Annotated in this window: 21 protein-coding genes and 1 pseudogene; 13 read left to right on the forward strand and 9 right to left on the reverse strand. The window is 68.9% G+C overall.

Annotated elements, in window-relative coordinates:
* Positions 1-314 precede the first annotated feature (314 nt).
* Entirely contained in the window at positions 315-755 is a 441-nt protein-coding gene (locus ACTWPW_RS41805; protein WP_375117114.1) for an ester cyclase, read from the forward strand.
* A 203-nt stretch (positions 756-958) separates the two neighbouring features.
* Here ACTWPW_RS41805 and hemC read toward each other — a convergent pair whose 3' ends face one another.
* Positions 959-1,957 carry a hydroxymethylbilane synthase gene (hemC, locus tag ACTWPW_RS41810; protein WP_443171935.1) on the reverse strand — a complete coding sequence of 333 codons (999 nt, stop codon included), beginning with the start codon at positions 1,955-1,957 and terminating at the stop codon, positions 959-961.
* Between the two features lie 322 nt (positions 1,958-2,279).
* On the reverse strand, positions 2,280-2,747 hold the full coding sequence (locus tag ACTWPW_RS41815) for a MarR family winged helix-turn-helix transcriptional regulator (RefSeq protein ID WP_375117116.1): 468 nt from the start codon (positions 2,745-2,747) through the stop codon (positions 2,280-2,282).
* A 102-nt stretch (positions 2,748-2,849) separates the two neighbouring features.
* Here ACTWPW_RS41815 and ACTWPW_RS41820 point away from each other — a divergent pair, with 102 nt between their 5' ends.
* Both ACTWPW_RS41820 and ACTWPW_RS41825 read left to right on the forward strand, forming a co-directional pair.
* Positions 2,850-4,064 carry an amidohydrolase family protein gene (locus ACTWPW_RS41820; protein ID WP_443171936.1) on the forward strand — a complete coding sequence of 405 codons (1,215 nt, stop codon included), beginning with the start codon at positions 2,850-2,852 and terminating at the stop codon, positions 4,062-4,064.
* Positions 4,061-4,252: a hypothetical protein gene (locus tag ACTWPW_RS41825; RefSeq protein WP_443171937.1), complete on the forward strand. Its 192-nt coding sequence runs from the start codon at positions 4,061-4,063 to the stop codon at positions 4,250-4,252. The genes ACTWPW_RS41820 and ACTWPW_RS41825 overlap by 4 nt, the downstream gene beginning before the upstream one ends.
* Positions 4,253-4,536: 284 nt before the next feature.
* Here ACTWPW_RS41825 and ACTWPW_RS41830 read toward each other — a convergent pair whose 3' ends face one another.
* Entirely contained in the window at positions 4,537-5,841 is a 1,305-nt protein-coding gene (locus ACTWPW_RS41830; protein WP_443171938.1) for an MFS transporter, read from the reverse strand.
* A 320-nt stretch (positions 5,842-6,161) separates the two neighbouring features.
* On the opposite strand from ACTWPW_RS41830, the gene ACTWPW_RS41835 reads away from it, so the two are divergent.
* Positions 6,162-6,374, forward strand: a complete 213-nt coding sequence (locus ACTWPW_RS41835) for a hypothetical protein (RefSeq protein WP_443171939.1) — start codon at positions 6,162-6,164, stop codon at positions 6,372-6,374.
* A gap of 182 nt (positions 6,375-6,556) precedes the next feature.
* Positions 6,557-7,096, forward strand: a complete 540-nt coding sequence (locus ACTWPW_RS41840) for a hypothetical protein (RefSeq protein WP_443171940.1) — start codon at positions 6,557-6,559, stop codon at positions 7,094-7,096.
* A gap of 155 nt (positions 7,097-7,251) precedes the next feature.
* Here ACTWPW_RS41840 and ACTWPW_RS41845 read toward each other — a convergent pair whose 3' ends face one another.
* On the reverse strand, positions 7,252-7,827 hold the full coding sequence (locus tag ACTWPW_RS41845) for a TetR/AcrR family transcriptional regulator (protein WP_375117122.1): 576 nt from the start codon (positions 7,825-7,827) through the stop codon (positions 7,252-7,254).
* A gap of 84 nt (positions 7,828-7,911) precedes the next feature.
* Between ACTWPW_RS41845 and ACTWPW_RS41850 the strand changes: the two genes are divergently transcribed.
* Together ACTWPW_RS41850 and ACTWPW_RS41855 are read left to right on the forward strand one after the other, a co-directional pair.
* A complete protein-coding gene (locus tag ACTWPW_RS41850; RefSeq protein WP_443171941.1) occupies positions 7,912-8,271 on the forward strand; it encodes a DUF4267 domain-containing protein in 360 nt (119 codons plus the stop codon).
* Positions 8,272-8,379: 108 nt separating this feature from the next.
* Positions 8,380-9,690 carry an FAD-binding protein gene (locus tag ACTWPW_RS41855; protein ID WP_443171942.1) on the forward strand — a complete coding sequence of 437 codons (1,311 nt, stop codon included), beginning with the start codon at positions 8,380-8,382 and terminating at the stop codon, positions 9,688-9,690.
* A gap of 333 nt (positions 9,691-10,023) precedes the next feature.
* Here ACTWPW_RS41855 and ACTWPW_RS41860 read toward each other — a convergent pair whose 3' ends face one another.
* Both ACTWPW_RS41860 and ACTWPW_RS41865 read right to left on the reverse strand, forming a co-directional pair.
* Positions 10,024-10,884: a phosphotransferase enzyme family protein gene (locus ACTWPW_RS41860; protein ID WP_375117224.1), complete on the reverse strand. Its 861-nt coding sequence runs from the start codon at positions 10,882-10,884 to the stop codon at positions 10,024-10,026.
* A gap of 12 nt (positions 10,885-10,896) precedes the next feature.
* A complete protein-coding gene (locus ACTWPW_RS41865) occupies positions 10,897-11,142 on the reverse strand; it encodes a hypothetical protein (RefSeq protein ID WP_443171943.1) in 246 nt (81 codons plus the stop codon).
* On the opposite strand from ACTWPW_RS41865, the gene ACTWPW_RS41870 reads away from it, so the two are divergent.
* Entirely contained in the window at positions 11,130-11,501 is a 372-nt protein-coding gene (locus ACTWPW_RS41870) for a hypothetical protein (protein ID WP_443171959.1), read from the forward strand. The two genes, ACTWPW_RS41865 and ACTWPW_RS41870, sit on opposite strands and share 13 nt — an antisense overlap.
* Before the next feature lie 633 nt (positions 11,502-12,134).
* Here ACTWPW_RS41870 and ACTWPW_RS41875 read toward each other — a convergent pair.
* On the reverse strand, positions 12,135-12,332 hold the full coding sequence (locus tag ACTWPW_RS41875) for a hypothetical protein (protein WP_443171944.1): 198 nt from the start codon (positions 12,330-12,332) through the stop codon (positions 12,135-12,137).
* A gap of 218 nt (positions 12,333-12,550) precedes the next feature.
* Here ACTWPW_RS41875 and ACTWPW_RS41880 point away from each other — a divergent pair.
* Positions 12,551-12,718, forward strand: a pseudogene (locus ACTWPW_RS41880) (GMC oxidoreductase); the annotation flags it as partial.
* A gap of 673 nt (positions 12,719-13,391) precedes the next feature.
* Here ACTWPW_RS41880 and ACTWPW_RS41885 read toward each other — a convergent pair.
* A complete protein-coding gene (locus ACTWPW_RS41885) occupies positions 13,392-15,515 on the reverse strand; it encodes an MMPL family transporter (RefSeq protein ID WP_443171945.1) in 2,124 nt (707 codons plus the stop codon).
* Between the two features lie 64 nt (positions 15,516-15,579).
* Here ACTWPW_RS41885 and ACTWPW_RS41890 point away from each other — a divergent pair, with 64 nt between their 5' ends.
* The 3 genes from ACTWPW_RS41890 (at position 15,580) to ACTWPW_RS41900 (ending at position 17,596) form a co-directional block, all read left to right on the forward strand.
* On the forward strand, positions 15,580-16,227 hold the full coding sequence (locus ACTWPW_RS41890) for a TetR/AcrR family transcriptional regulator (RefSeq protein ID WP_443171946.1): 648 nt from the start codon (positions 15,580-15,582) through the stop codon (positions 16,225-16,227).
* Between the two features lie 71 nt (positions 16,228-16,298).
* Positions 16,299-16,820, forward strand: a complete 522-nt coding sequence (locus ACTWPW_RS41895; protein WP_443171947.1) for a GntR family transcriptional regulator — start codon at positions 16,299-16,301, stop codon at positions 16,818-16,820.
* Entirely contained in the window at positions 16,817-17,596 is a 780-nt protein-coding gene (locus ACTWPW_RS41900) for an NAD(P)H-binding protein (RefSeq protein WP_443171948.1), read from the forward strand. Before ACTWPW_RS41895 ends, ACTWPW_RS41900 begins: the two co-directional genes overlap by 4 nt.
* 213 nt (positions 17,597-17,809) lie before the next feature.
* Here the strand turns inward: ACTWPW_RS41900 and ACTWPW_RS41905 are convergent, their stop codons facing one another.
* Positions 17,810-18,361: a winged helix-turn-helix transcriptional regulator gene (locus ACTWPW_RS41905; RefSeq protein WP_375117133.1), complete on the reverse strand. Its 552-nt coding sequence runs from the start codon at positions 18,359-18,361 to the stop codon at positions 17,810-17,812.
* Positions 18,362-18,453: 92 nt separating this feature from the next.
* Here ACTWPW_RS41905 and ACTWPW_RS41910 point away from each other — a divergent pair, with 92 nt between their 5' ends.
* A complete protein-coding gene (locus ACTWPW_RS41910; RefSeq protein ID WP_443171949.1) occupies positions 18,454-18,951 on the forward strand; it encodes a hypothetical protein in 498 nt (165 codons plus the stop codon).
* The last annotated feature ends 468 nt before the right edge of the window (positions 18,952-19,419 follow it).

Here is a 19,419-nt window from a genome sequence, read left to right on the forward strand (position 1 = left end):
ATTAACGGATCGGCTGCCACCGCGCAAGGCCCAAAGTCAGATTCGGGGGGCCGGCCGGGTGCCGGTCCGGCAGTGCGCGCGGTCGGGTCGGGAGAGCACTCCGCTCCGGCTTCGCTGGTGCGGCGCGAGTCTCCGGCGGTCCGGGATGCCGGGCGCGGGGGGCGCCGAGGCGGCCTGGTCAACCCTCCGAGAGCAGCCAGTGAATGCTGGGGCACTCCAGGTCAAAAACACCAGGTCAAAAGGAGAACAACCCGTACTCGTCGGCTTCCGGGCGGGTAGAAGGTAAGTCGCCCTAGGGGGAAGGGATAGCTGGGATGGTTACTGGCTGGGAGATCAAGCATCGGCTGTATCGGGCGATCAACGCTCATGATGTGTCCGCCGTCCTCGACAATTACCTGCCCGAGGCCGTGTTCGTAGCGCCTTCCGGCGTGCTGGAGGGCCATGAGCAGATCGCCTGGTTCTGGGAGCAGCTCTTCAAGGCCTTTCCCGACCTTCAGCAGACGCCCTGGTTGGAGGTCGCCTGTGACGATCCTGCCGTCACCGAGTGGACGCTCACCGGCACGCATCAGGGCCCCTTCCTCCTGCCGAACGGGAGCGAGCTGGAGGCGACCGGCCGCCGCGTTGCCATTCGCGGTTCCTGCATGGCTCACGTGGCCCACGGGAAGATCGCCACGCATCGGGAGTACTTCGACCAACTGGAGCTGTACTGCCAGCTCGGGTGCGGATTGCCCGACGTACCCGATTCGACTCGCTAGCGGCTCGTCTCTGAACGTCGACCCGGCGGATCGATCTCGGAGGGTGAACCCGTCACGCCCGTCGCTGCCGAGCCCGGGGTGGTGGCGGGTGCCTCGGCTGTCGTAGGCGTCGGCGCCCACCTCGTCGAGCACGAGCAGGTGGGAGGCGATAGCACAGCTGTGCGAGTTGTCCGCGAGACCGGGCCGTACGTCAGCCCCGCAGGTCATTTCCGGGTGGCGGTGATCAGGTTACGCGCGCCCTGGCGGAGCAGGTCGGCCGCGACGGATGCTCCCAGAGCGGCCGGGTCGGAGTGCTCCCCCCAGGCGTGGGAACGGACGAAGGCGCTGCCGTCACTGTTGAACACCATCCCGAACAGGCCCATCTGTCCGTCTGGGGTGGTGGAGGCGTGCCCTGCGATGGGGCTGTTGCAGTGGCCGGACAGCATGTGCAGCATGGTGCGCTCGGCCAGGATGTGGCGCGCGGTCAGCGGGTGGTTGAGCTCGTCCAGGAGCCGCATGACCGGGGTGTCGGAGGTGCGGGCCTGTAGGCCGATGACGCCCGCGCCCACGGGCGGCACCATGGAGACGATGCCGTCCTCGGCGCTGTGGAACTCCAGGGGCAGTATCTCGTGGTAGCGGTCGAGCAGGCCGAGGCGGATCAGGCTGGTGCGGGCCAGGATGAGGGCGGCATACTTGCCGTCCTCTTTGTCCAGGTGGTTCAGGCGCGTGTCGACATTGCCCCGGATGCGTTCGGCCCTGAGGTCGGGCCGGTGGATGCTGAGCTGGGCGTGGCGGCGTACGGAGCTGGTGCCGATGAGCGACCCGGGCGGGAGCTCCGCGAAGGGGACATCGCCGCGGGTGACCACGACGTCGTGGACGTCGTCGCGCGGCAGGTAGGCGCCGAACGCGGTTCCTTCCGCGAGGGGGACGTCACCGGGAACGTCTTTCATGCAATGAACGGCGATGTCGATCCGTGCGCTGGTCAAGGCGCGGTCGATTTCCTTGCTGAAGGCGCCCTTGCCGCCGATCTCCGCCAGGTCACCAGGCCACAGGTCGGCGCTGACCTGCGTCGGCACGATCTCGACGGAGATGCCGGGAACGAGCTTTGTGACCAGTTCAGCAACATGGCGGCTCTGAATCATGGCCATGGTGGAGGTACGGGTGCCGATCCGTAGCGGGGCGTCGCCGAATCGGGTGAGGACGACTTCGGTCAGAGGGTTCACGTGGGGTGCGCTTCCTGGTCATGGTTTCAGCCGTGTCGGAGGTGAGCTTAGAAACTACAAGCTGTAGTGCTCGGGGGCGACGACGGGCCGCATCGGGAGAGCATGCCGACCCGAACGCCGGGCCTACATGCAGGTCAGCCGCAGGCTGCCAAGAGCTCCGCGAGGCGCTTGGCCGGGGGTGTCCCAGTCGAGCGTCTTCCGTGGCCTGGCGTTCGATCCAGCGGCGACGGCGTCGAGCTGGTCGCGTTCTGATGCCTGACACCACATGGCCCGCTACGCGGGCGGACCTGGCCCGCCAAGCCCAGGTCGGGGCGCTGCTCGTTCAGTCACGGCTTGTGGCCTGTTTCCTGGACCATGCGGTGGCGTCAGCTCCGTATCGAGCCAGCAGGCGTGCGAACTGGATCCGCTCCTCCGGCGACCAGGCGGCAGTGATCTCTTCGAACGCCTTGCGCTGTTCAGCGGCGAAGCGGTTGCGTTCGGCCTCGCCGTGCTCGGTGAGCTCGAGCACGGTGCGGCGTCCGTCGGACTGGGACGCCGCCCGGCGCAGCAGCCCGTCCTCTATGCAGGCGGCGACGGTCCGGCTGGCCACCGGCTGGGCGACGCCCATCTCGGCAGCGAGGCCACCGACGGTTGTCTCGCCCGGCGCGTCGGCGATCACGTTGAGTACAAGGTTGCGGGAGAGATCCTTGCTCGATGCCGGTGCGCGTCGTCGCAGACGTGACAGCGCCGGGCCGATCTGGTCGAGCGCCAGGTCGTCGGAGGGCTGCTCGGACAAGGACGCGCTGCTCATGTGGCCGATTCTAGGCCGGGTTCGCGCATTTGCATAGCATTAGACAAGTACATAGCATCAGGTATGTAAATTTGAGCGAGCGAGGAAACGAGGCGGACTGCCATGGCGCTCACCGCGATCACCAACGCGCAGATCTTCGACGGAGAGAAGGCGGTCGGCGTGCGGACCGTGGTCATCGACGGCGGGAGGATCGCCCGCATCGGTGGCGACGCCCCTCAAGACAGCGAGATCGTCGACGGCAGCGGCGCCACACTGCTGCCGGGGCTCATCGACGCCCATGTTCACTCCGCCCCGGGTTCTCTGGCGCTCGCCCTGCGGTTCGGGGTGACGACCGAACTGGAGATGCAGGGGATGAACACCCGGGAGAACCGGGGGCTCATCACCGACGACGACACCCTGGCTGACGTGCGCTCTTCCGGCTTTGCCATCACACCGCCCGGTGGTCACCCGAGCGAGCTGATGCCTGAAGGCTTCCGGCCGAAGTGGGATCTCCCCCCGGTGATGCCCCTGATGCCGTTCTCCACCACTCCCGAGGAAGCGGCCGCTTTCGTGCCCCAGCTCCTCGCCCGTGGATCCGACTTCATCAAGTTCATGATCGACGACGGCAGCGTGGAGGGACATCCCGGGCTGCCCTCGCTCGACCAGGCCACCGTGAACGCCGGTGTGGCCGAGGCCAAGAAGTACGGCGCCCTTACCGTGGCCCACGCGCTGACCGTGGAGGCCACCAGGATGGCCGCCGAAGCCGGCGTCGACGGCGTCTCCCACGTGTTCATGGACCAGCCGCACACCGCCGAGATCATCAGCCTCATCAAGGATGCGGGCATGTTCGTCATTCCCTGCATCGCTCTCGATGCCTCGATGATGGGAAACACCGGCAGCGAACTCGCCGACGACCCCCGGGTCGCCGCACGCCTCGACAGCAAGTGGGACCAGACCCTGCGCTCCAGCTACAACCGCTACCCGCAGGGCAAGCTCGATGACGTGTACGACACCGTGCGCGCCCTGGATGCCGCCGGCATCGACGTGCTGGCCGGCACCGACGTCTCCATGCCCGAGACGTTCTTCGGGGGCCTGGCTCACGGAGCGAGCCTGCACCACGAACTGCAATACCTTGTGGCAGCCGGCCTCACGCCCCCACGGGCCCTGCGCGCGGCCACCGCGACCACAGCCCGCCGCTTCCGCCTCAGCGACCGGGGCCGCATCGCCGAGGGACTCCGCGCCGACCTTCTGCTGGTCGACGGCGACCCGGTCAGCAACATCAGCGACACCCTCAACACCCGTGCCGTCTGGCGCCGGGGCACCCGCCTGGCAGCATGACCGCAGCACTTCGCTTGGTCGAGATCGACGTCCGCCAGCTGCGACACACCCACGCCACCGAACCCATCGAGGCCGTGCGCCGCCGCCTGGGCCACGCCTCCACCGAAACCACCCAGCTGTACGCGTTGCTGGACGCAAGGTCGCCGATGCCGAGATCCGCGCCGCCCACCGACACCGCGGCCAAATGACGCGCTGAAAAAAGTCCGCACGGCACGTCAAGATCATTTCGTGTGTTGACAGCCTCATCCCGGTGTCGGCGCGGCCGGGCGGGCTGAGCCGCGGCAACAGCTCCATCTCTGCCGCGGTGCGTGCGCTGGCCCGTGAACTTGATGGCGAGCGACGAGCGCGACGGCAAGAGGCCGCGGAACTCCCGAAATGCCTTGGAGCGGCGCAGGTGAGGACCTCGCACGACGACGACGCCCCGACCGCTACGAGCCAGTATGACCGGAGAGTAACCGTCATCAATGTGGCACTAGGCGGGGGCGCGCGGCGCCTTGCCATCGGTTGAAGTGTCGTCTCCGGCCGCGGAGGCTTCTCCGGTGAAGCGGCGCAACTCCGGGCTGAGCGCGGCTACAGCTGCGGTCAGGCCGAGCAGCCCGCCCAGCACGACGAGCGCCGCCGCGCCGCCCAGTGCCGCGGCCAACGCCCCGCCGAGGACTGGCCCGAGAGGCTTGAGCGCCATCCCGCCCACGCCCAGGACCGCGCCCATCCGGCCGAGCATCGCTTCCGGCACCATTCGTGCGACCACCACGTTCATCACCACGTTCAGCGAGGGCGTCGACAAGGTGATGAACACCAACGGAATCATCGGCCACCACGCCCCCCAGGGCAGAACCGTGGCCGCCAGCGCGGCACCGAAGACCGTCACGACGGCCGGCAGCAGTCTGCCGGGAGGCAGGAGCCTGCTGATGCGGCCCGACAACAGCGCACCGGTCAGTCCGCCGATACCGAGACCGGCCAGAACCGTGCCGGTGACGCGCGCGTCACCGCCGCGTTCGCCGACGAGCACGATCAGCGGGATCAGGAACGCCCCGCCCAGCAGGTTGAGGACCATCACCGCTGCGGAGACCTCCCGCAGGCCAGGCTGGCGCCACAGCCATACGACGGCCTCGGCCGCTTCCCGGCGCATGCTACGCCGGATCGGCCGCCGCTCCTCGCCGTCATCTCGTGCAGAGGCTCGCGGCTCGTCCGCCGGGCGGCGCGGCACCTTCGCACACGCGTAGAAAAGCGTGGCGGCCAGGAAAGTGATGGTGTCGACGACGAAGGGCACTGCCCGCCCCAGGCCGTACAGCAGGCCACCGAGCGGAGGGCCGATCAGCCCGGCCGCGTGGGTACGGGCCTCCTCCTGCGCGTAGGCACTGTGCAGTTGGCCCGAGGGGACGATGCCGCGGATCGCCGTGTCCTGGACGGGACCGATGAACGCGGCGCACAGCCCGTCCAGCACTGCCAGCGTGATGAACTGCCAGACCTGTACATGACCGGTGATGATGAGCGCCGTCAGCAGCGCGGAGACGATTGCCTGGAGGCCCTGAGCCGTGATGATCGTGCGGCGGCGGTCCCACCGGTCCACCCAGACGCCGGCCGGCATCTGGACCGCGAGCAAGGCGACGGTGCGGGCTCCAGCGACGATGCCCGCCAACCCAGGCGAGCCGGTGAGCGCCAGCACCAGCAGAGGCATGGCAAGCCTGGTGAGCTCCGACCCCAACTGGGAGACCGCGCTGCCGACCCACAGCAGTTGAAAACGCACGTTCTTGCGCAGCGGGACGATGTCGGTCACGAAGCGTCTTCCTTGGATGCGGGGCGCGGTCACCTGACCTGAGGCACCACTTCCGGAGGCGAAGGCTGCGCCGGTTCCGGCTTCGGACAGGGCACGGGCGGGACCCGGAGAAGATACCTACCGGAGATGACGCTGTCTACCGAATAGAGCCGGTTAGGGGAGCATGCGCTTTCCAAGTCGGAGGCGGACCCATGAAGACCGGCGACAGGGAATTTCCATCACCTGCACACCTGGGTACTTGCGGGCCGCGTCCGGCCAGCTCGCCCCTCGCCCCGGCCGGGCCGACTCGATGACGTCACATCGGCTCTGTGGAGGTGGTCATGCCGGTCGTCGCCTTCCCCAGCGGCGCGTCCGGTTCGGCCGCGCCCTCCGGCCACCCCACCGGCGTGCAGGTCGTCACCGGCGCCGTCGAGACGGTCCTCGACTCACTCGGCACCGCCACCATCCACGCCGGCGACACCCACACCTTGGCCCGGCTGATCGCGACCGTCGGCCCGCACCACCCCGTTGCCCTCAGAGGGCATTTGATTTGAGTAGATTGCGGCTTATGTTCTCGGCCGCTTGGTCAGCGCGTGGGCGATCTCGTGCCGGTGCCGTCCGGTGACCTTCAACTCTCCAGGGCCTGCTCCGCTCGCGCCGTTCCTGGCCGGGCGCGGGCGGGATCCGGTTCGGACAGATCGGACCTGGACCAGCAACCCCGAGGAGTACATCCGGCATGACAAGCAGTGTTCAGCAGCTGATCGAAACGGCACGTCTCGTACCGCTGGCCGGCCCGTTCGACTGGGAACAGGTCGCGCACCGGCTCGGGGCGCCCGTGCCGCAGGACTACCGCAAGCTTCTCGACGCAGGGGGTGGCGGACTCTGGCTGGGCTACTTGAGGCTCTACGTTCCGGCGCCCGGCCCCGGTCTCAAGCACGTCGATCTCGAGCGGTCGGGGCTGGAGTTCGAGCAGCTCCACGACCTGTTCGAGGACGAGGTCGTGGGACCGCCCGACGATCTCGACCCTGGTTCCAGGCTGCTGCCCTGGGCCTCGACCGGCACGGGGATCACCCTCTATTGGCAGGTCTCACCCGAGGCCGCGGCCGATTCGTACCCGATCCGGGTCTCGGACCGGAACGGCGACGCGTGGGAGAGGTACGACCTGCTCACCACCGACCTTCTCCTGGGAATCATCCAGGGCGAGGTGCGCAGTGAGCTGCTCAACGAGTCGTGGATGGAACGCGACGTGCTCTTCAAGCCCTACGCCGACGAGTAGGGGTGCCGGTAGGAATCGCGTCATGAGCCCCCAACGGCGTTGATCTTGTGGACCCCGCCCGCCGCGCTCCGGCCGCCCGAGCGGATCGCCGGCCCGGCCTGGAGGTCGCGTCCCAGGTCGCCGCCGTGCGGAACGGCTGACCGTACGTGGCTGGGTCAGCGGGTGGCGCTGAGCTGGTCGAGCAGCAGCGTCAGGCGGGCCTCGCGGCCTGAGGCGGGTAGTCGGCCGCCGCGGGACAGGACGATCAGCCCGTGCAGGGCGCTCCAGGCGACCTCCGTCAGGATCGCCGGGTCGCGGTCGCCGGCGAACTGCGCGACCCCGGTCAAAAGCGCCTGGAAGCCGTCCCGGAGCGGCTCGGGGGTGTCGTCCTGGCCGAACGGCAGGTCCACGGCCATCGTGAACATGGCGTCGTACAGCGCGGGGTTCTCCTCGGCGAACGCCATGTAGGCCCTGGCCAACCCCTCCAGCGCGGCCCGCGGCTCGCCCGTCCGGGTCGCGGCGCGCAGGCGTACGGCCAGTTCCGTGAAGCCCTCCAGCGCCACCGCCGCGACGATGGCGTCCTTGCCGGCGAAGTGGCTGTACAGGACCGGCTGGCTGTACTCGATCTCCTCGGCCAGGCGGCGGGTGGTCACGGCGTCCCAGCCCTCGGACTCCGCCAGCCTGCGGGCGGTCTTGACGATCAGGTCGTGGCGCTGGGCGCGTTCGCGTTCTTTGCGCTGCTGTGTGGACACCTCCCAAATCCTAGCACTGCTAGACAGATGAGCGCCGATAGTCTAGCGTCGCTAACACTTCTAGCAACGATCTAAGGGGACGACATGGTCACCATCGCCACCTGGCTCGCCGGACTGATCGCCATCGGGATCATCCTCATCGGCATCCGCTTCCTGCTGCAGCCGGTCGCGTCGGCGGCGGGCTACGGGGTTCCCGTGTCCATGAACGCGTACCTGACTGTCAAGGGCGTACGGGACATCACGGCCGGGCTCGTCGTGCTCCCGGCCCTCGTGACGGGAGACCAGCACATGCTCGGTTGGCTGATTCTCGCCAGCGTGTTCGCCCCGCTGGGCGACATGGTCGTCGTGCTCAGGAACGGGGGTCCGCGGGCGGTGGCGTTCGGCGTTCACGGCCTCACCGCCGCGGCGATGGTGGGGGTCGCGGCCATTCTCATCCTGGTGTGATCGAGGTTTCGGGCGTGATCCTGGTCCGGGCTGGTCAGGGCGCCGTTCTTCCGTAGCGCAGCACGGTATTCCTTCGCATTTTCTGAGAACTCGAAAAGGGAGACGACGATGACGATCAACGATTTGCGCGGTGTCCTCAAAGGGCGCGTGCTATTGGCCGATGACGACGGCTTCGAACAGGCGGCCACCGCGTGGAATCTGACCGTCCGGCAGCCGGTGGCGGCCGTGGCGGAGGCCGCGGATGCCGATGACGTGGCGGCGCTCGTGCGTTACGCGCGGCGGGCGGGTATGACGGTGGCCGCGCAGCCGAGCGGGCATGGCGCCTCGGGTGATGTGGACGGCCTGATCCTGTTGCGTACCGGCCTGCTGAACAAAGTGGAGGTACGCGCGCAGGGGCGCGTGGTCCGGGTGGGCGCGGGTGTGAAGTGGGGGCAGGTGCTGGCGGCGGCCGGTCCGCTGGGTCTGACCGGCTTGTCCGGCAGCGCGCCGGGGGTGAGCGTGACCGGCTACACCCTGGGGGGTGGGGTCGGCTGGTTCAGCCGCAAGTACGGCTTCGCCTCCGACAGCGTGCGGGCAATCGACATCGTGGACGCCGACGGCGAGCCGGGCCGGGTGACCGCCGAGTCCGATCCCGAGCTGTTCTGGGCGCTGCGCGGCGGTGGCGGGGACTTCGCGGTCGTGACGGCCCTCGAACTCGAGCTGTATCCCGCGCCGGTCCTGTACGGCGGGCGCGTGATCTGGCCGGAGCACCGGACGGGGGAGGTGTACGACACGTTCCTGGAGATCACCGCCGAGGCGCCGCGTGAACTGAGTGTCTGGATCAACCGGCTGCAGCCGCCCGGCGCGCCGCCGATGGTGACGCTGGACCTGGCCTACCTGGGGGAGGCGGCTCAGGGGGAGGACCTGCTGGCGCGCATCGACAAGATCGGCGGCGCGATCTCCGACAGCCGCGGCGTCGTCCCGGTTGCCGACCTGGGGAACATCACCGCCGAGCCCACCGATCCGGCCCCGTCCATCGCTCGTGCGGAGCTGCTCACCGGCCTGGACGCGGACGCGGTGGAACTTCTGCTGGCAAAGCCGGTCGAACCGCTCATCAACGTGCAGATCAGGCACCTGGGCGGGGCGCTCGCCGAGCCGGGCGGCGGGGCCGGTGCGAGCGGCGCGGTGGCCGAGCCGTACCTGCTCGGCCTGCTGGGTCTCGGCCTGCCGCACACGGCCGATGCGACCCGCGCCAAGCAGGCCGAGATCGTGGCCGACCTGGAGGCCTACATCAGCGGCCGCAAGCCGTACACCCTGCTGTCCCCCGGTGACACGGCGGCGAAGGCCTTCTCCGGCAGCGCGCTCGCGCGGCTGCGGGAGATCAAGCAGGCCCGTGACCCGCACAACGTGTTCCGCGCGAACTACCCGGTGCTCGGATAGATCGGTTCCCAGCAGGTCACGGCCCCTCCGCCCACCGGTGCGGCGGGGCCGCACCGAACCCGCGTGACAGATGTCGCCACAGCACTGTGAAGGGCACACCCTGTCCGGAGACATCACCTGGCCGGAGGAAACCGGACCGGGTGATCGAAGCCCGCGATCGGTGGTGAACCTGGTCTGCTACGTCGGGACGCCGTCCCGCGCCGATGGCGCTGACCTGATGGCCCGACCTGCTCAGCGACGAACTCGAACACCCGCCACCGGAATGGGCCGGCCCAGAACCGTGATCCGGCGTCGATCGCGCCGCACTCTCGTCGATCCACGCATGGGGTGACCTCAGCGATCGCAAAAAGGCCGGGAGAGTTCGAGATCGGCGTCCACCCGGCGCAACCCGTCGAAACCCCAGGTGTTGACGCCCTCCAGGTCCACCTCGTTGGAGATGCGCACCGCAAGGTCGCGCAGCGAGCGGGCGAGCCGGGCGTACTCGAGATGGGTGGGGTCGAGTCCCTGCGCGCCGTAGGCGCGCAGGAAGCGCACCGGGTCGGGCCCGCACAGGGCGGCGAACACATCGTGCTCGCGCGGCGCCAGCATCGTATGACCCCAGTCGAGCAGGGTTGCGATGCGGCCGTCGCGGTCGACCAGGACGTTGTGCGGGAACAGGTCGTGGTGGCACACGACGTGGGGCACGTCGATCGCGCGTGCCCGTTCGATCACCGCTTCGAGCCGGTCGACGTTGGCCAGGACCTCGTCGCGGCGGTCTCCGATCCACGGGTGGTCGTGCCGGTCGCGCAGCACCTCGATGCACCACTCGTCCATATCGGTGCGGGGCAGGGCGAGGCCGGTCACCTCGTGCACGGCGCGCATCGCCCGCGCGATCGCCTCGGCGTCGTTCCACGTTCCCTGGCGGCCGTCGACGAACGGGAACAGCGCGTAGCGCCGGCCATGGTGCTCGGCGGTGTACGAGCCGTCACGTGCTCGCGCCGCCGCCGGAACGGGGATGCCCCGAGCTGCCAACTCAGCGGTCAGCGCAAGAGCGGCATCACTGTCGGGCTGCTGACGCCACAGTTTCAGCAACCAGCGCCCGTCGGTGAACACATCCGCTTCGAACCCGCCCGGATGCGGCCGCCATTCGCCCACCTCGACACCGAAGGCGTCGCGGACCTGAGTCGTCGTCGGCGGTCGTATTTCGCTCCACATCAACCCCGGACGCTACCGCTGCCGAGGGCAGCCGGTCGACATCTTTTCCAGCACCAGCTCGACGCGGCCGACCTGCCGGTGTCGAACGCCCGGCCCGCCACGCGCAACCCCGGTCAGATACGCGCACGCCTCGACAGGCAACCCCAAGTCCTCATCGACCACCACCCACGACACCGACTCATCGGCGGCCACCGCCACCCTCGTCACCGGCCCCGGCGGCGTGCGCGTGCTCGACCTCGTGCAGGATTCGGCCTGCATCAGACGGCAACGATGACAGACACGCCTTCATCGCCGAGATCAAGCCCATCATGCGCCGGATCCGGGACCAGCTCCCCGCGGTGCGGCGTGAGGAGTTCAGGCGTTTCGCGGAGGAACACGTCAAGACCATCGCCGCCGATCTCGACGACTTCGACTTCTACACCGGCCTTTCGCTCGACGGGGCGCTCATCTACCTGCGCTGGCCCGCCGAGGAATCGGCTGCGGTGCCGTGCTGGGAGCACGCCCTGACCGCCACCGGACCACCACTTGGCCTCCAGCGCCCCGCATCGGGTACGGCGGGGGTTCAACCGCTCGCCTGCAGCGGTCCCGCTCCGGATCGGCCGTCCCCCGGACCGTAGCGGATCTCGTGCAGCGCCTCGACGACCGCGCCACCCAGCAGTACACGGTCCTGCCGCAGAGGGTAGTGCAACGGAACGGAATCCGGCGTTTGCCACCGCCGAGCAGGACGACCGAATCAGCTACATGACCAGCGGAAATCACGTTGACGCCGGGTTCCGTTCCAAACTCTCTGCGCCCCTACTCGTCGTAGTGATGTCCATGAGAGGGCGGACATACCCCGGACATACCGCAATCTGCGACATTGGTTCCGCAAGATCATCCACGGAAGGGAATGACATGCGGAAACTCTCGGCCGTCGCTGCGGTATTTTCGGGCGTGCTGGCCCTGGGCGTGAACGCCATGCCCGCTCAGGCCGTGCCAAGCAACTGCTCCCATGGGGTTAGGAACGGTGCCATCGACGTAGCGTGGTCACTGTGCACATCAGGAACGGGCACCCACCGGGTGGTAGTCGATTGCAGAACGAACCCCGACGATCCCTCAACCGAATTCCGCTACTACGGCCAGTTCGTAGACGTGGACAAGGTGTCCACGAGGCCGTGCCCCGATCACAGACCGTTCGCTGCCTGGACCACCGTCTGGCCAAGGAATTGACGCATAGCTGCCTACACCGTCAAGAGCGGCAGATCTACCGCCTACGCGGCTCGAGGTGCCAGAGGGGAGCGCCACCCGCCCCGCGCCGGGCCGACCGTGCCGAGCAGGTCTCCGGCGACGACCACGAGGTACCGGCCGTCCTCCAGCCCGGTCGGCACCACCTGGACGGCAGCCGGCTCAGCGGCGGTGTACCAGGAGCGGCGGCGCAGCGGGGCGTCACTCGCGTGATCTTCGGTCATCGGCCGGGAGACACGTCCGAGTCGGGTTGCTGTTGACGCGCCTGTCACCAGCCGCCATTTCATGTCGGATAACGGTACGAGTGTTCGCCTCGGCAAGCGTCGCAGGGCGAGGTGGAACGGGTTATGGGTCTTCTCCCGCGCTCCCGAAGCTGTCAGCCCGCCCGACCTGCGGACGCCGCGCTCGACGTGGTGGTGGGTGATCCCGACCGCGCCGTTAACGGGTGCGCGGCCTCAGCGGACTCCGGGTGGCCGACGCCTCGGTGATCCCCGCCATCCCCTCGGCCAACACCATCGCGACCGTCTACGCCATCGCCGAACGCGCGGCCGAACTCCTCGCCGGCCCGACTCCCGGCGCCCGGAACCTACCTGGCCCGGCGCTCGGGTAGAAGCCACCAGCCGCAAAGTAGCGCTGGATGATCGGGAGCTCCCGACGGCTTGACCTGACATCGGCCGGAAGATCCGCAACCACGTCCGGCAACTCGAAGCTCTCGGCTTTACCGCCACCCTCGCCACCGCCTGACCCAGGCTGCACACGCAGATCCCAGCCGACGATCACCGGCCGAGGTTCGCTGCCGGGTGATCTGCCGAGGTGGCTGTCTTCCGGTCAGTGGGCGGGCAGGCGGTGCAGCACCTCGGCGACCTCTTCGCGGATCTGCGGCGTCACCTTGCCGCCTTCCTGGTTGAACGGGATCCGCAGCACGAGGTTGCCTCCCGTAGTGGGCGAAGATCTCCTCGGCCACGGTGACCCCGCTCTTACCCCCGCCACGCTCGCGCATGCCGTACCTTGAGCCCGCCGCACTGGGTCGCGACGTGTCGGAGGTGGCCGGCCCTTGTCGAGGTCGGCGGCATCGAGCCAGGCGAGGAAGGCGCGGATTCGGGAGGCGTAAGTGCGGCGGGTGTCGGCGTCCAGCGGCGCGCGTTCGAGGGCCGCGGTTTAGTCGTCATGCACCGCGGTGAACGCGGCGGGTACCTCCAGGCGTCGCCCCACCCGCTGTTGTCAGAAGTTCCGACTGTCGAAACTTCTGACAACAAGTAATAGCAGTCTTGCATACCTCGCGATCAAGGCTGTTGATCGGAGAGCGCAGGTCGTCTCTTTCGCTGGGGGAACCACCATGCGGCGGGGCCGAGCAGGCTCATCAGGGCAGGTACGAGCATCATCCGAATGATCGTGGCGTCCACGATCACCGCGGCTGCCAGACCGATGCCCACCATCTGCACCAACGGGTTGTCGATCCCGGCGAAGCTCAGGAAGACCACGGCCATGATCGCTGCGGCTGAGGTGATCACCCGGCCGGTCGCCGCCAATCCGGTGACCATGCTGTGGTAGGGCTCGCCGGAGGACAGATAGTCCTCTTTGACCTTGGACATCAAGAACACCTCGTAGTCCATGGACAGGCCGAACAACACCGCGAACAGGAACATCGGCACCACGGACATGATCGGGACCGGCTGGTCCACGCCCAGCAGGCTGAGTCCCCAACCCCATTGGAAGACCGCGACGATCACCCCGTACGCGGCGCCGATGGACAGTAGCGTGAGCAGCGCCGCCTTGATTGGAACCAGTACCGACCTGAACATGGCGATCAGCAGGAAGAAGGAGAGCGTCACCACTCCGCCGATCACCCATGGCATCCGGTCTGTGACTCGGTCCGCCATGTCGATCATGAGTGCGGTCAGCCCGCCTACGTACGCCCGCGCGCCGGTGCCGGCCAGGCTTGAGGGAAGGACGTCGTGCCGGAGGCGATGCACGAGGTCGGTGGTTGCCTCGTCCTGTGGCGCGGTCTTGGGGATGATCGTGACGATGCCTGCTCGCTGGTCGTCGCTGACCTGGGGTGGGGCGAGCACGGCGACGCCCGGGTCGTTCTTGACGATCGATGCGATGCGGTCGAGCGCGGTGCGGCCGGTCGGGGGCAGTTCGACGGCGACCAGGAGTGGCCCGTTGTAGCCGGGCCCGAAGGCGCGGGCGATGAGGTCGTAGGCCTGCCGCTGTGTGGTGGAGACGGGCTGGACCCGATCGTCGGGCATGCCCAGCCGCAACGACGCCAGGGGCGCGGCCAGCAGCAGGAGCAGCAGGGTGGTGCCGATCGCATACAACCACCGCCTCCTGCGTACGTGCTCACTCCACCGCATCCACCCACCCCCGGCCGCTCGCGCGGATGGCCGGGTACGGCTGAGCCTGGGCAGGGCAAGCGCGTTGACCCGCCTGCCCAGCGCCGCGAGCAGGGCGGGCACCAAGGTGAGCGCGGCGGCCGCCATCACCAAGACGATCAAGGCCGAGGCCAGCCCCATCGACCCGACGAACGGGATACCGGCCGCATACAGGCCGAGGATGGCCACGACAACCGTCCCGCCGGCGAACAGCACGGCCCGTCCCGCCGTCGCGTTCGCCTTGATGACCGCCGCGCGCACGTCCTTGCCGGCGGCCAGGTGCTGGCGGAACCGGGTGACGAGGAACAGCGCATAGTCGATGCCGGCGCCCAGCCCCAGCATGACCGCGACGATCGGTGCCGAGCTGGGGATGTCGACCACTGAGGCGACCAGGAGCACCAGGACCGAGCCCGTCCCCAGCCCGATCAGCGCGGTCACGATCGGCAGGCCCGCCGCGACCAGTGATCCGAAGGCGAGTAACAGCACGATGGCGGCGGCGAGGAGTCCGACGAGTTCGGCGATCCCGGTCTCGGGCCTGCTGGCCGCGTCGACGACCCAGCCGCGGAACTCGACCTGCACCCCGGCCGTCCTGACCGGTGCGGCGGCCTGCTCGAGACGGTTCAGCGCGGTGGCGCCGAGTTCGCCGGTCGGGCCCGTGTACTGGACGGTGGTCAGCGCGGTCGCGCCGTCCGCGCTGACCATCCCGGTGGCGACCGGGTCCGCGGCCGCTGTGACATACGGCTGGCGGGCCACTTCGGCGATCATGGCCGCGACGGCCTTCGCCGGCGCGGGGTCCCGCAGCTGTCCGCCAGGGATGTGAAACACCACGTCGGCGCTGGCCTCGCCCGCTGCGGGGAAATGCCCGCGCATCACGTCCAGCGCTCGCTCGGAGCCGGAGCCCGGCACGCGGAAGTCGTCGACGAAGGCCCCACCAGCGAGCCTGCCGAGTCCCAACAGCGCAGCGAACAGGACCAGCCATCCCACCATGACGAGGTATCGGCGGCGCACTGCGAACGAGCCGATTCCTTCCAGCATCTTCACCATGACGCCACATCAAACTGCACTGAGGGTAAATTTGCAACAGTGCATATACACACTGGTGCAGATATCGCTGTACGCTCTTCCCGTGGAAGTGGAAGACGGGCTACGCCAGCGCAAGAAACTCCGCACCCGGCGCCTGCTGGTCGACCAAGCGCTGCGGCTGTTCATCGAACGCGGATACGACCAGACCACGATCGCCGACATCGCCGCCGCCGCCGACGTGTCCAGACGGACCTTCTTCAGCTACTTCAACAGCAAGGACGACCTGCTGTTTGCCGACGCCGACGACCACCTGGAGCGGCTGCACACCGCCTTCGCCGCCCGCCCCGACGGCGAACGGGCGCTCGACGCGCTACGCAGAGTTGCCCTGGAGGTGCTGCCTCGCACGGCCGACGAACTCATGGGCCGGCATCGCCACGTCCGGCTCCAAGCGCTCCTGGTCAGGCCCGACCTGCAGGCCCGCTGCATGCTACGGATCAGCACCGCCGAACGCGAAATGGCCACGGCACTGCACGCCGCATTCCCCGACGAACTGAGCGAATACCAGGCGACCGCTGTCACCGGCGCGCTCGTCGCGGTGGCCGTACGCACCATGGCGGCCGGCGAGCCGCCAGACATCCTCCGCGCCCACCTGCTGTGGACACTGGACCTGCTCAAAGACGCGATGCAGGAACACCGGCGACCCCCCGACCACCCCCAGGAATGAAACCCCGCCCATGTCCACCATGTCCGCGATACTCAAGACCCTCAGCGTCGACAAGCTGGATGGTGACCTGGGTGCTGAACAGCGCACCGGTAACCGGTGAAATGCTCGAAATCGGGGCGGGAAACTTCGACGGCCGGGCGAGCGCCAGTCAGGCCGACGCCACCGCGCTGCCGTTCGAGGGCCAGCGCTTCGACCTGGTCCTGTCCTTCGCATGCCGCACCACGTCGGCGACTGGCGCACAGCCGTCGCTGAGGCCGCCCGCGTGCTGTGCCGCGACGTTCACCCCCCGTCACCCGTCTGCGCACTTCCCGCAGCCTGGGCGGACTGCTCATGCGTTTCACCGCCACCGAAGACGGTCGCGTCCGAGCCCGTCACTTGAGCTGGAGCGGAGCCTGCGGGATGCCATCAGGGCGGGCCGGTTGCGCCCCGGCGTCCGGCTGCCGTTGTCCCGGGCACTCGCCGCGGACCTCCGGATCACCCGCGGTGTCGTCATCGCCGCCTATCACCAGTTCACCGCCGAGGGAGGAAAACGAGTGGCCTCTGGCTGCTCATCGGCGCTTCACTGTGAGCTGTCTTTGGAGGGAGTCCCATGATCGTTATCTCGGCCGCGTCGGGTGCACTCGGCCGCCTCGTCGTTGACCAGCTGCGAACCCGGGCAGAGGTGGTGGCCGCGGTACGTGACCCCGGACGGGCCCCTGAAGGTGTCGCGGTCAGGCGGGGCGACTACGACGACCCGGCGAGTCTGCTTGAAGCCTTCGACGGTGCCACCCGCCTGCTCCTGATCTCCTCTCCAGAACTCGACCCCGCCCGCCGGATCGGCCACCACCTGGCCGCGGTCGCCGCCGCCGCGAAGGCGGGCGTCGGCGCGATCGTCTACACCAGCTTTCTGGGGGCCGACACTGTCGCCACCGGGATGACGGAGGCCCACCACGCCACAGAGCAGGCCATACTCCGCAGCGGACTGCCGTACACGATCCTGCGTCACCCCTTCTACGGCGAAGCTTTCGTCCCGCGGATCTCCGGCGGAGAGCTGACCGGTAGCACCGGGGGCCGAGGACTGAACACCGCCTTTCGGTCCGATCTGGCCGAGGCGGCGGCCAACGTGCTGACCGGCGAGGAACATCTAGGCCAGGCCTACGATTTCACCGGCCCGCTGTGGAGTCACCCGGAGGTGGCCGAGGCGCTCGGCGTGACCTACCGCGAAGTGCCGGACATCACCCCTGGACCCATGAGCCGGCTCAATGCGCAGGTGAGAGCCGGCGCCATGGAGAAGCAGACTCCCGACTTGGAACAGGTGCTCGGCAGGCCCGCCGAGACGATGGTCTCCCGCGTGCTGGCGCAGCATCCACTTGGTACAAGCCGGGCCTGAGCGAGATCCGTGTGAGGGGCTTTCGCAGGTAACCAACGTGCCTGACGACCCTGGATGACTTGTCAGGCAGCGCCGGCGGCACCTGGAGCGCGCGCACATCCTGGCCAGCCCTGTCCTGGCCGCCGTACCGCAGGCCGGCCTGGAGCCGCGCGATGGCTCGGCTGATCGAGGGCCGGGCGGCGCGGAGCTCTCCGGCTGCCCGTGCTGATGTGCTCATGGCGCGCCACGGCCGGGAAGTGGCTCAGCGACAGCGGATCCCTTGGCGGTGCCGGGACCGGCGGGGTCCAGGAAGCGGGCGCCTGGTCCGGGCGCGCGGTAGACGCCTTGCGAAGGCAGTCGGGTGTGCCCCGCAGCGCATTCGAGAACGACCCGCACCGGCTCCTCGCACGCGGTGCCATCGTCGGCGAGCTTGTGCCGGACGATGACCGACGGCCCCTGTGGGTCCGCGAGGTACCTGTCACCCCATTCCAGCAAGGCAACCAGCGTGGGCCGCAGGGCATGGCCCTGCTCAGTGAGGTGGTATTCGAAGCGCTGCCGGTCGCCGGGGTCCTGGTAGGGGACGCGTCGCATCACTCCGGCGGTCACGAGGGTGTCGAGCCTGGCGGCCAGAAGGTTGCTTGCTATGCCGAGGCGGGCCCGGAACTCCCCGAACCGGCGTGCGCCGTCCAGTGCCTCGCGCACGATCAGCAGCGACCAGCGTTCGCCCACCACCGCGAGGGCGCGGGCCACCGAACAGTTCACCGGGTCGATCCGCCGTATCTCCACGGGCCGATCGTATCCACCTGGGTTGACAATCTCCATCCAGCGTTCGTAGGCTCCCCGGCGCTGAGTTGAGAAATGGATTCAGGAGGCGGGCCATGCCCATGCTCGACGTGTACATCCCCGACGGCGCGCTCCAGCCTGACGCTGAGGCAGCGCTGCTGAACCGGATCACCGAGATCCTGATCCGCTACGAGGGATTCGACCCCGCCGACCCGGTGACCCGCGGCGTCTCCTGGCTTTTCCTGCACCGGCCTGCCGCCGTCTACGTCGGTGGATCGCCCGCGGACGCACCGCGCTACAAGGTCGTCCCTTCTGTCCCCGAGGGGCAGCTCGACGAGAAGGCGCGGGCGGGCGTCATCGCCGACGTCACCGAGGCCATCCTGGACGCCGAGAACGGCGCCTGGCCGCGCGATGCCGGCCGGATCTGGGTGTTCCCCACCGAGATCCCCGAGGGCCACTGGGGAGGGCACGGCCAGGCCAGGCCGCTCGCGTCGATCCTCGCCCGGCTCACCGGCCACGACACTGAGCAGGCCCGCGCGCTCGCCGTCCGGCGCATCTCCGCCAGCCGCGCCGAGCACGCCCGCCTGCCGTAGCCGGTGCTCTCCTGGGCACGCGGAGCGCAACAACCAGCTGTGGCGGGTCGTCGACGACCTCTCCGTCCAGTTGCCCTGGGCGACGCGGTCCCCAGACGAGCTGCTGCGCAATGAGCACACCTGGCTGCCCGTCCTCGCCCCGCGGCTGCCGCCGCCGGCTCCCGTCCCGCAGCGCCTCGGTGAGCCCTCCGCGCTGTTCCCGCGCCCCTGGATCGTGACCAAGGGATGGACTCCCGTCCGCGACAGCGCTCGGCGAGGGCATCGATGTGTTCTGGAGCGCCGGGTGATCCGCGTGCAGCCGAGGTAGCCGGCCAGGATGGACAGCAGGGTGGTTCCGCCGGGAGGTCGTCGTCCCGGTGACGGGCACTCCCACGAGGCCAGGGCGGTGGCGGAGGAGCAGCTCGCCGCGCTCGGGACGGACCTGGCGGCCCGCCCGCCTGGACCTGTAGCCGGCCGGCCGTCCATCAT

The organism is Nonomuraea sp. KM90 (genome assembly GCF_052246675.1).
Classification (GTDB): Bacteria; Actinomycetota; Actinomycetes; order Streptosporangiales; family Streptosporangiaceae; genus Nonomuraea.

Bases quoted from the DNA above. Each gene is read 5' to 3' on its own strand.
- ACTWPW_RS41850 (WP_443171941.1), top strand. From the start codon at position 7,912: ATGGTCACCATCGCCACCTGGCTCGCCGGACTGATCGCCATCGGGATC.
- ACTWPW_RS41835 (WP_443171939.1), top strand. From the start codon at position 6,162: ATGCCGGTCGTCGCCTTCCCCAGCGGCGCGTCCGGTTCGGCCGCGCCC.
- ACTWPW_RS41875 (WP_443171944.1), bottom strand. From the start codon at position 12,332: ATGACCGAAGATCACGCGAGTGACGCCCCGCTGCGCCGCCGCTCCTGG.
- ACTWPW_RS41820 (WP_443171936.1), top strand. From the start codon at position 2,850: ATGGCGCTCACCGCGATCACCAACGCGCAGATCTTCGACGGAGAGAAG.
- ACTWPW_RS41910 (WP_443171949.1), top strand. From the start codon at position 18,454: ATGCCCATGCTCGACGTGTACATCCCCGACGGCGCGCTCCAGCCTGAC.
- ACTWPW_RS41865 (WP_443171943.1), bottom strand. From the start codon at position 11,142: ATGCAGGCCGAATCCTGCACGAGGTCGAGCACGCGCACGCCGCCGGGG.
- ACTWPW_RS41885 (WP_443171945.1), bottom strand. From the start codon at position 15,515: ATGCTGGAAGGAATCGGCTCGTTCGCAGTGCGCCGCCGATACCTCGTC.
- ACTWPW_RS41900 (WP_443171948.1), top strand. From the start codon at position 16,817: ATGATCGTTATCTCGGCCGCGTCGGGTGCACTCGGCCGCCTCGTCGTT.
- ACTWPW_RS41840 (WP_443171940.1), top strand. From the start codon at position 6,557: ATGACAAGCAGTGTTCAGCAGCTGATCGAAACGGCACGTCTCGTACCG.
- ACTWPW_RS41815 (WP_375117116.1), bottom strand. From the start codon at position 2,747: ATGAGCAGCGCGTCCTTGTCCGAGCAGCCCTCCGACGACCTGGCGCTC.
- ACTWPW_RS41855 (WP_443171942.1), top strand. From the start codon at position 8,380: ATGACGATCAACGATTTGCGCGGTGTCCTCAAAGGGCGCGTGCTATTG.
- ACTWPW_RS41860 (WP_375117224.1), bottom strand. From the start codon at position 10,884: ATGTGGAGCGAAATACGACCGCCGACGACGACTCAGGTCCGCGACGCC.
- ACTWPW_RS41825 (WP_443171937.1), top strand. From the start codon at position 4,061: ATGACCGCAGCACTTCGCTTGGTCGAGATCGACGTCCGCCAGCTGCGA.
- ACTWPW_RS41805 (WP_375117114.1), top strand. From the start codon at position 315: ATGGTTACTGGCTGGGAGATCAAGCATCGGCTGTATCGGGCGATCAAC.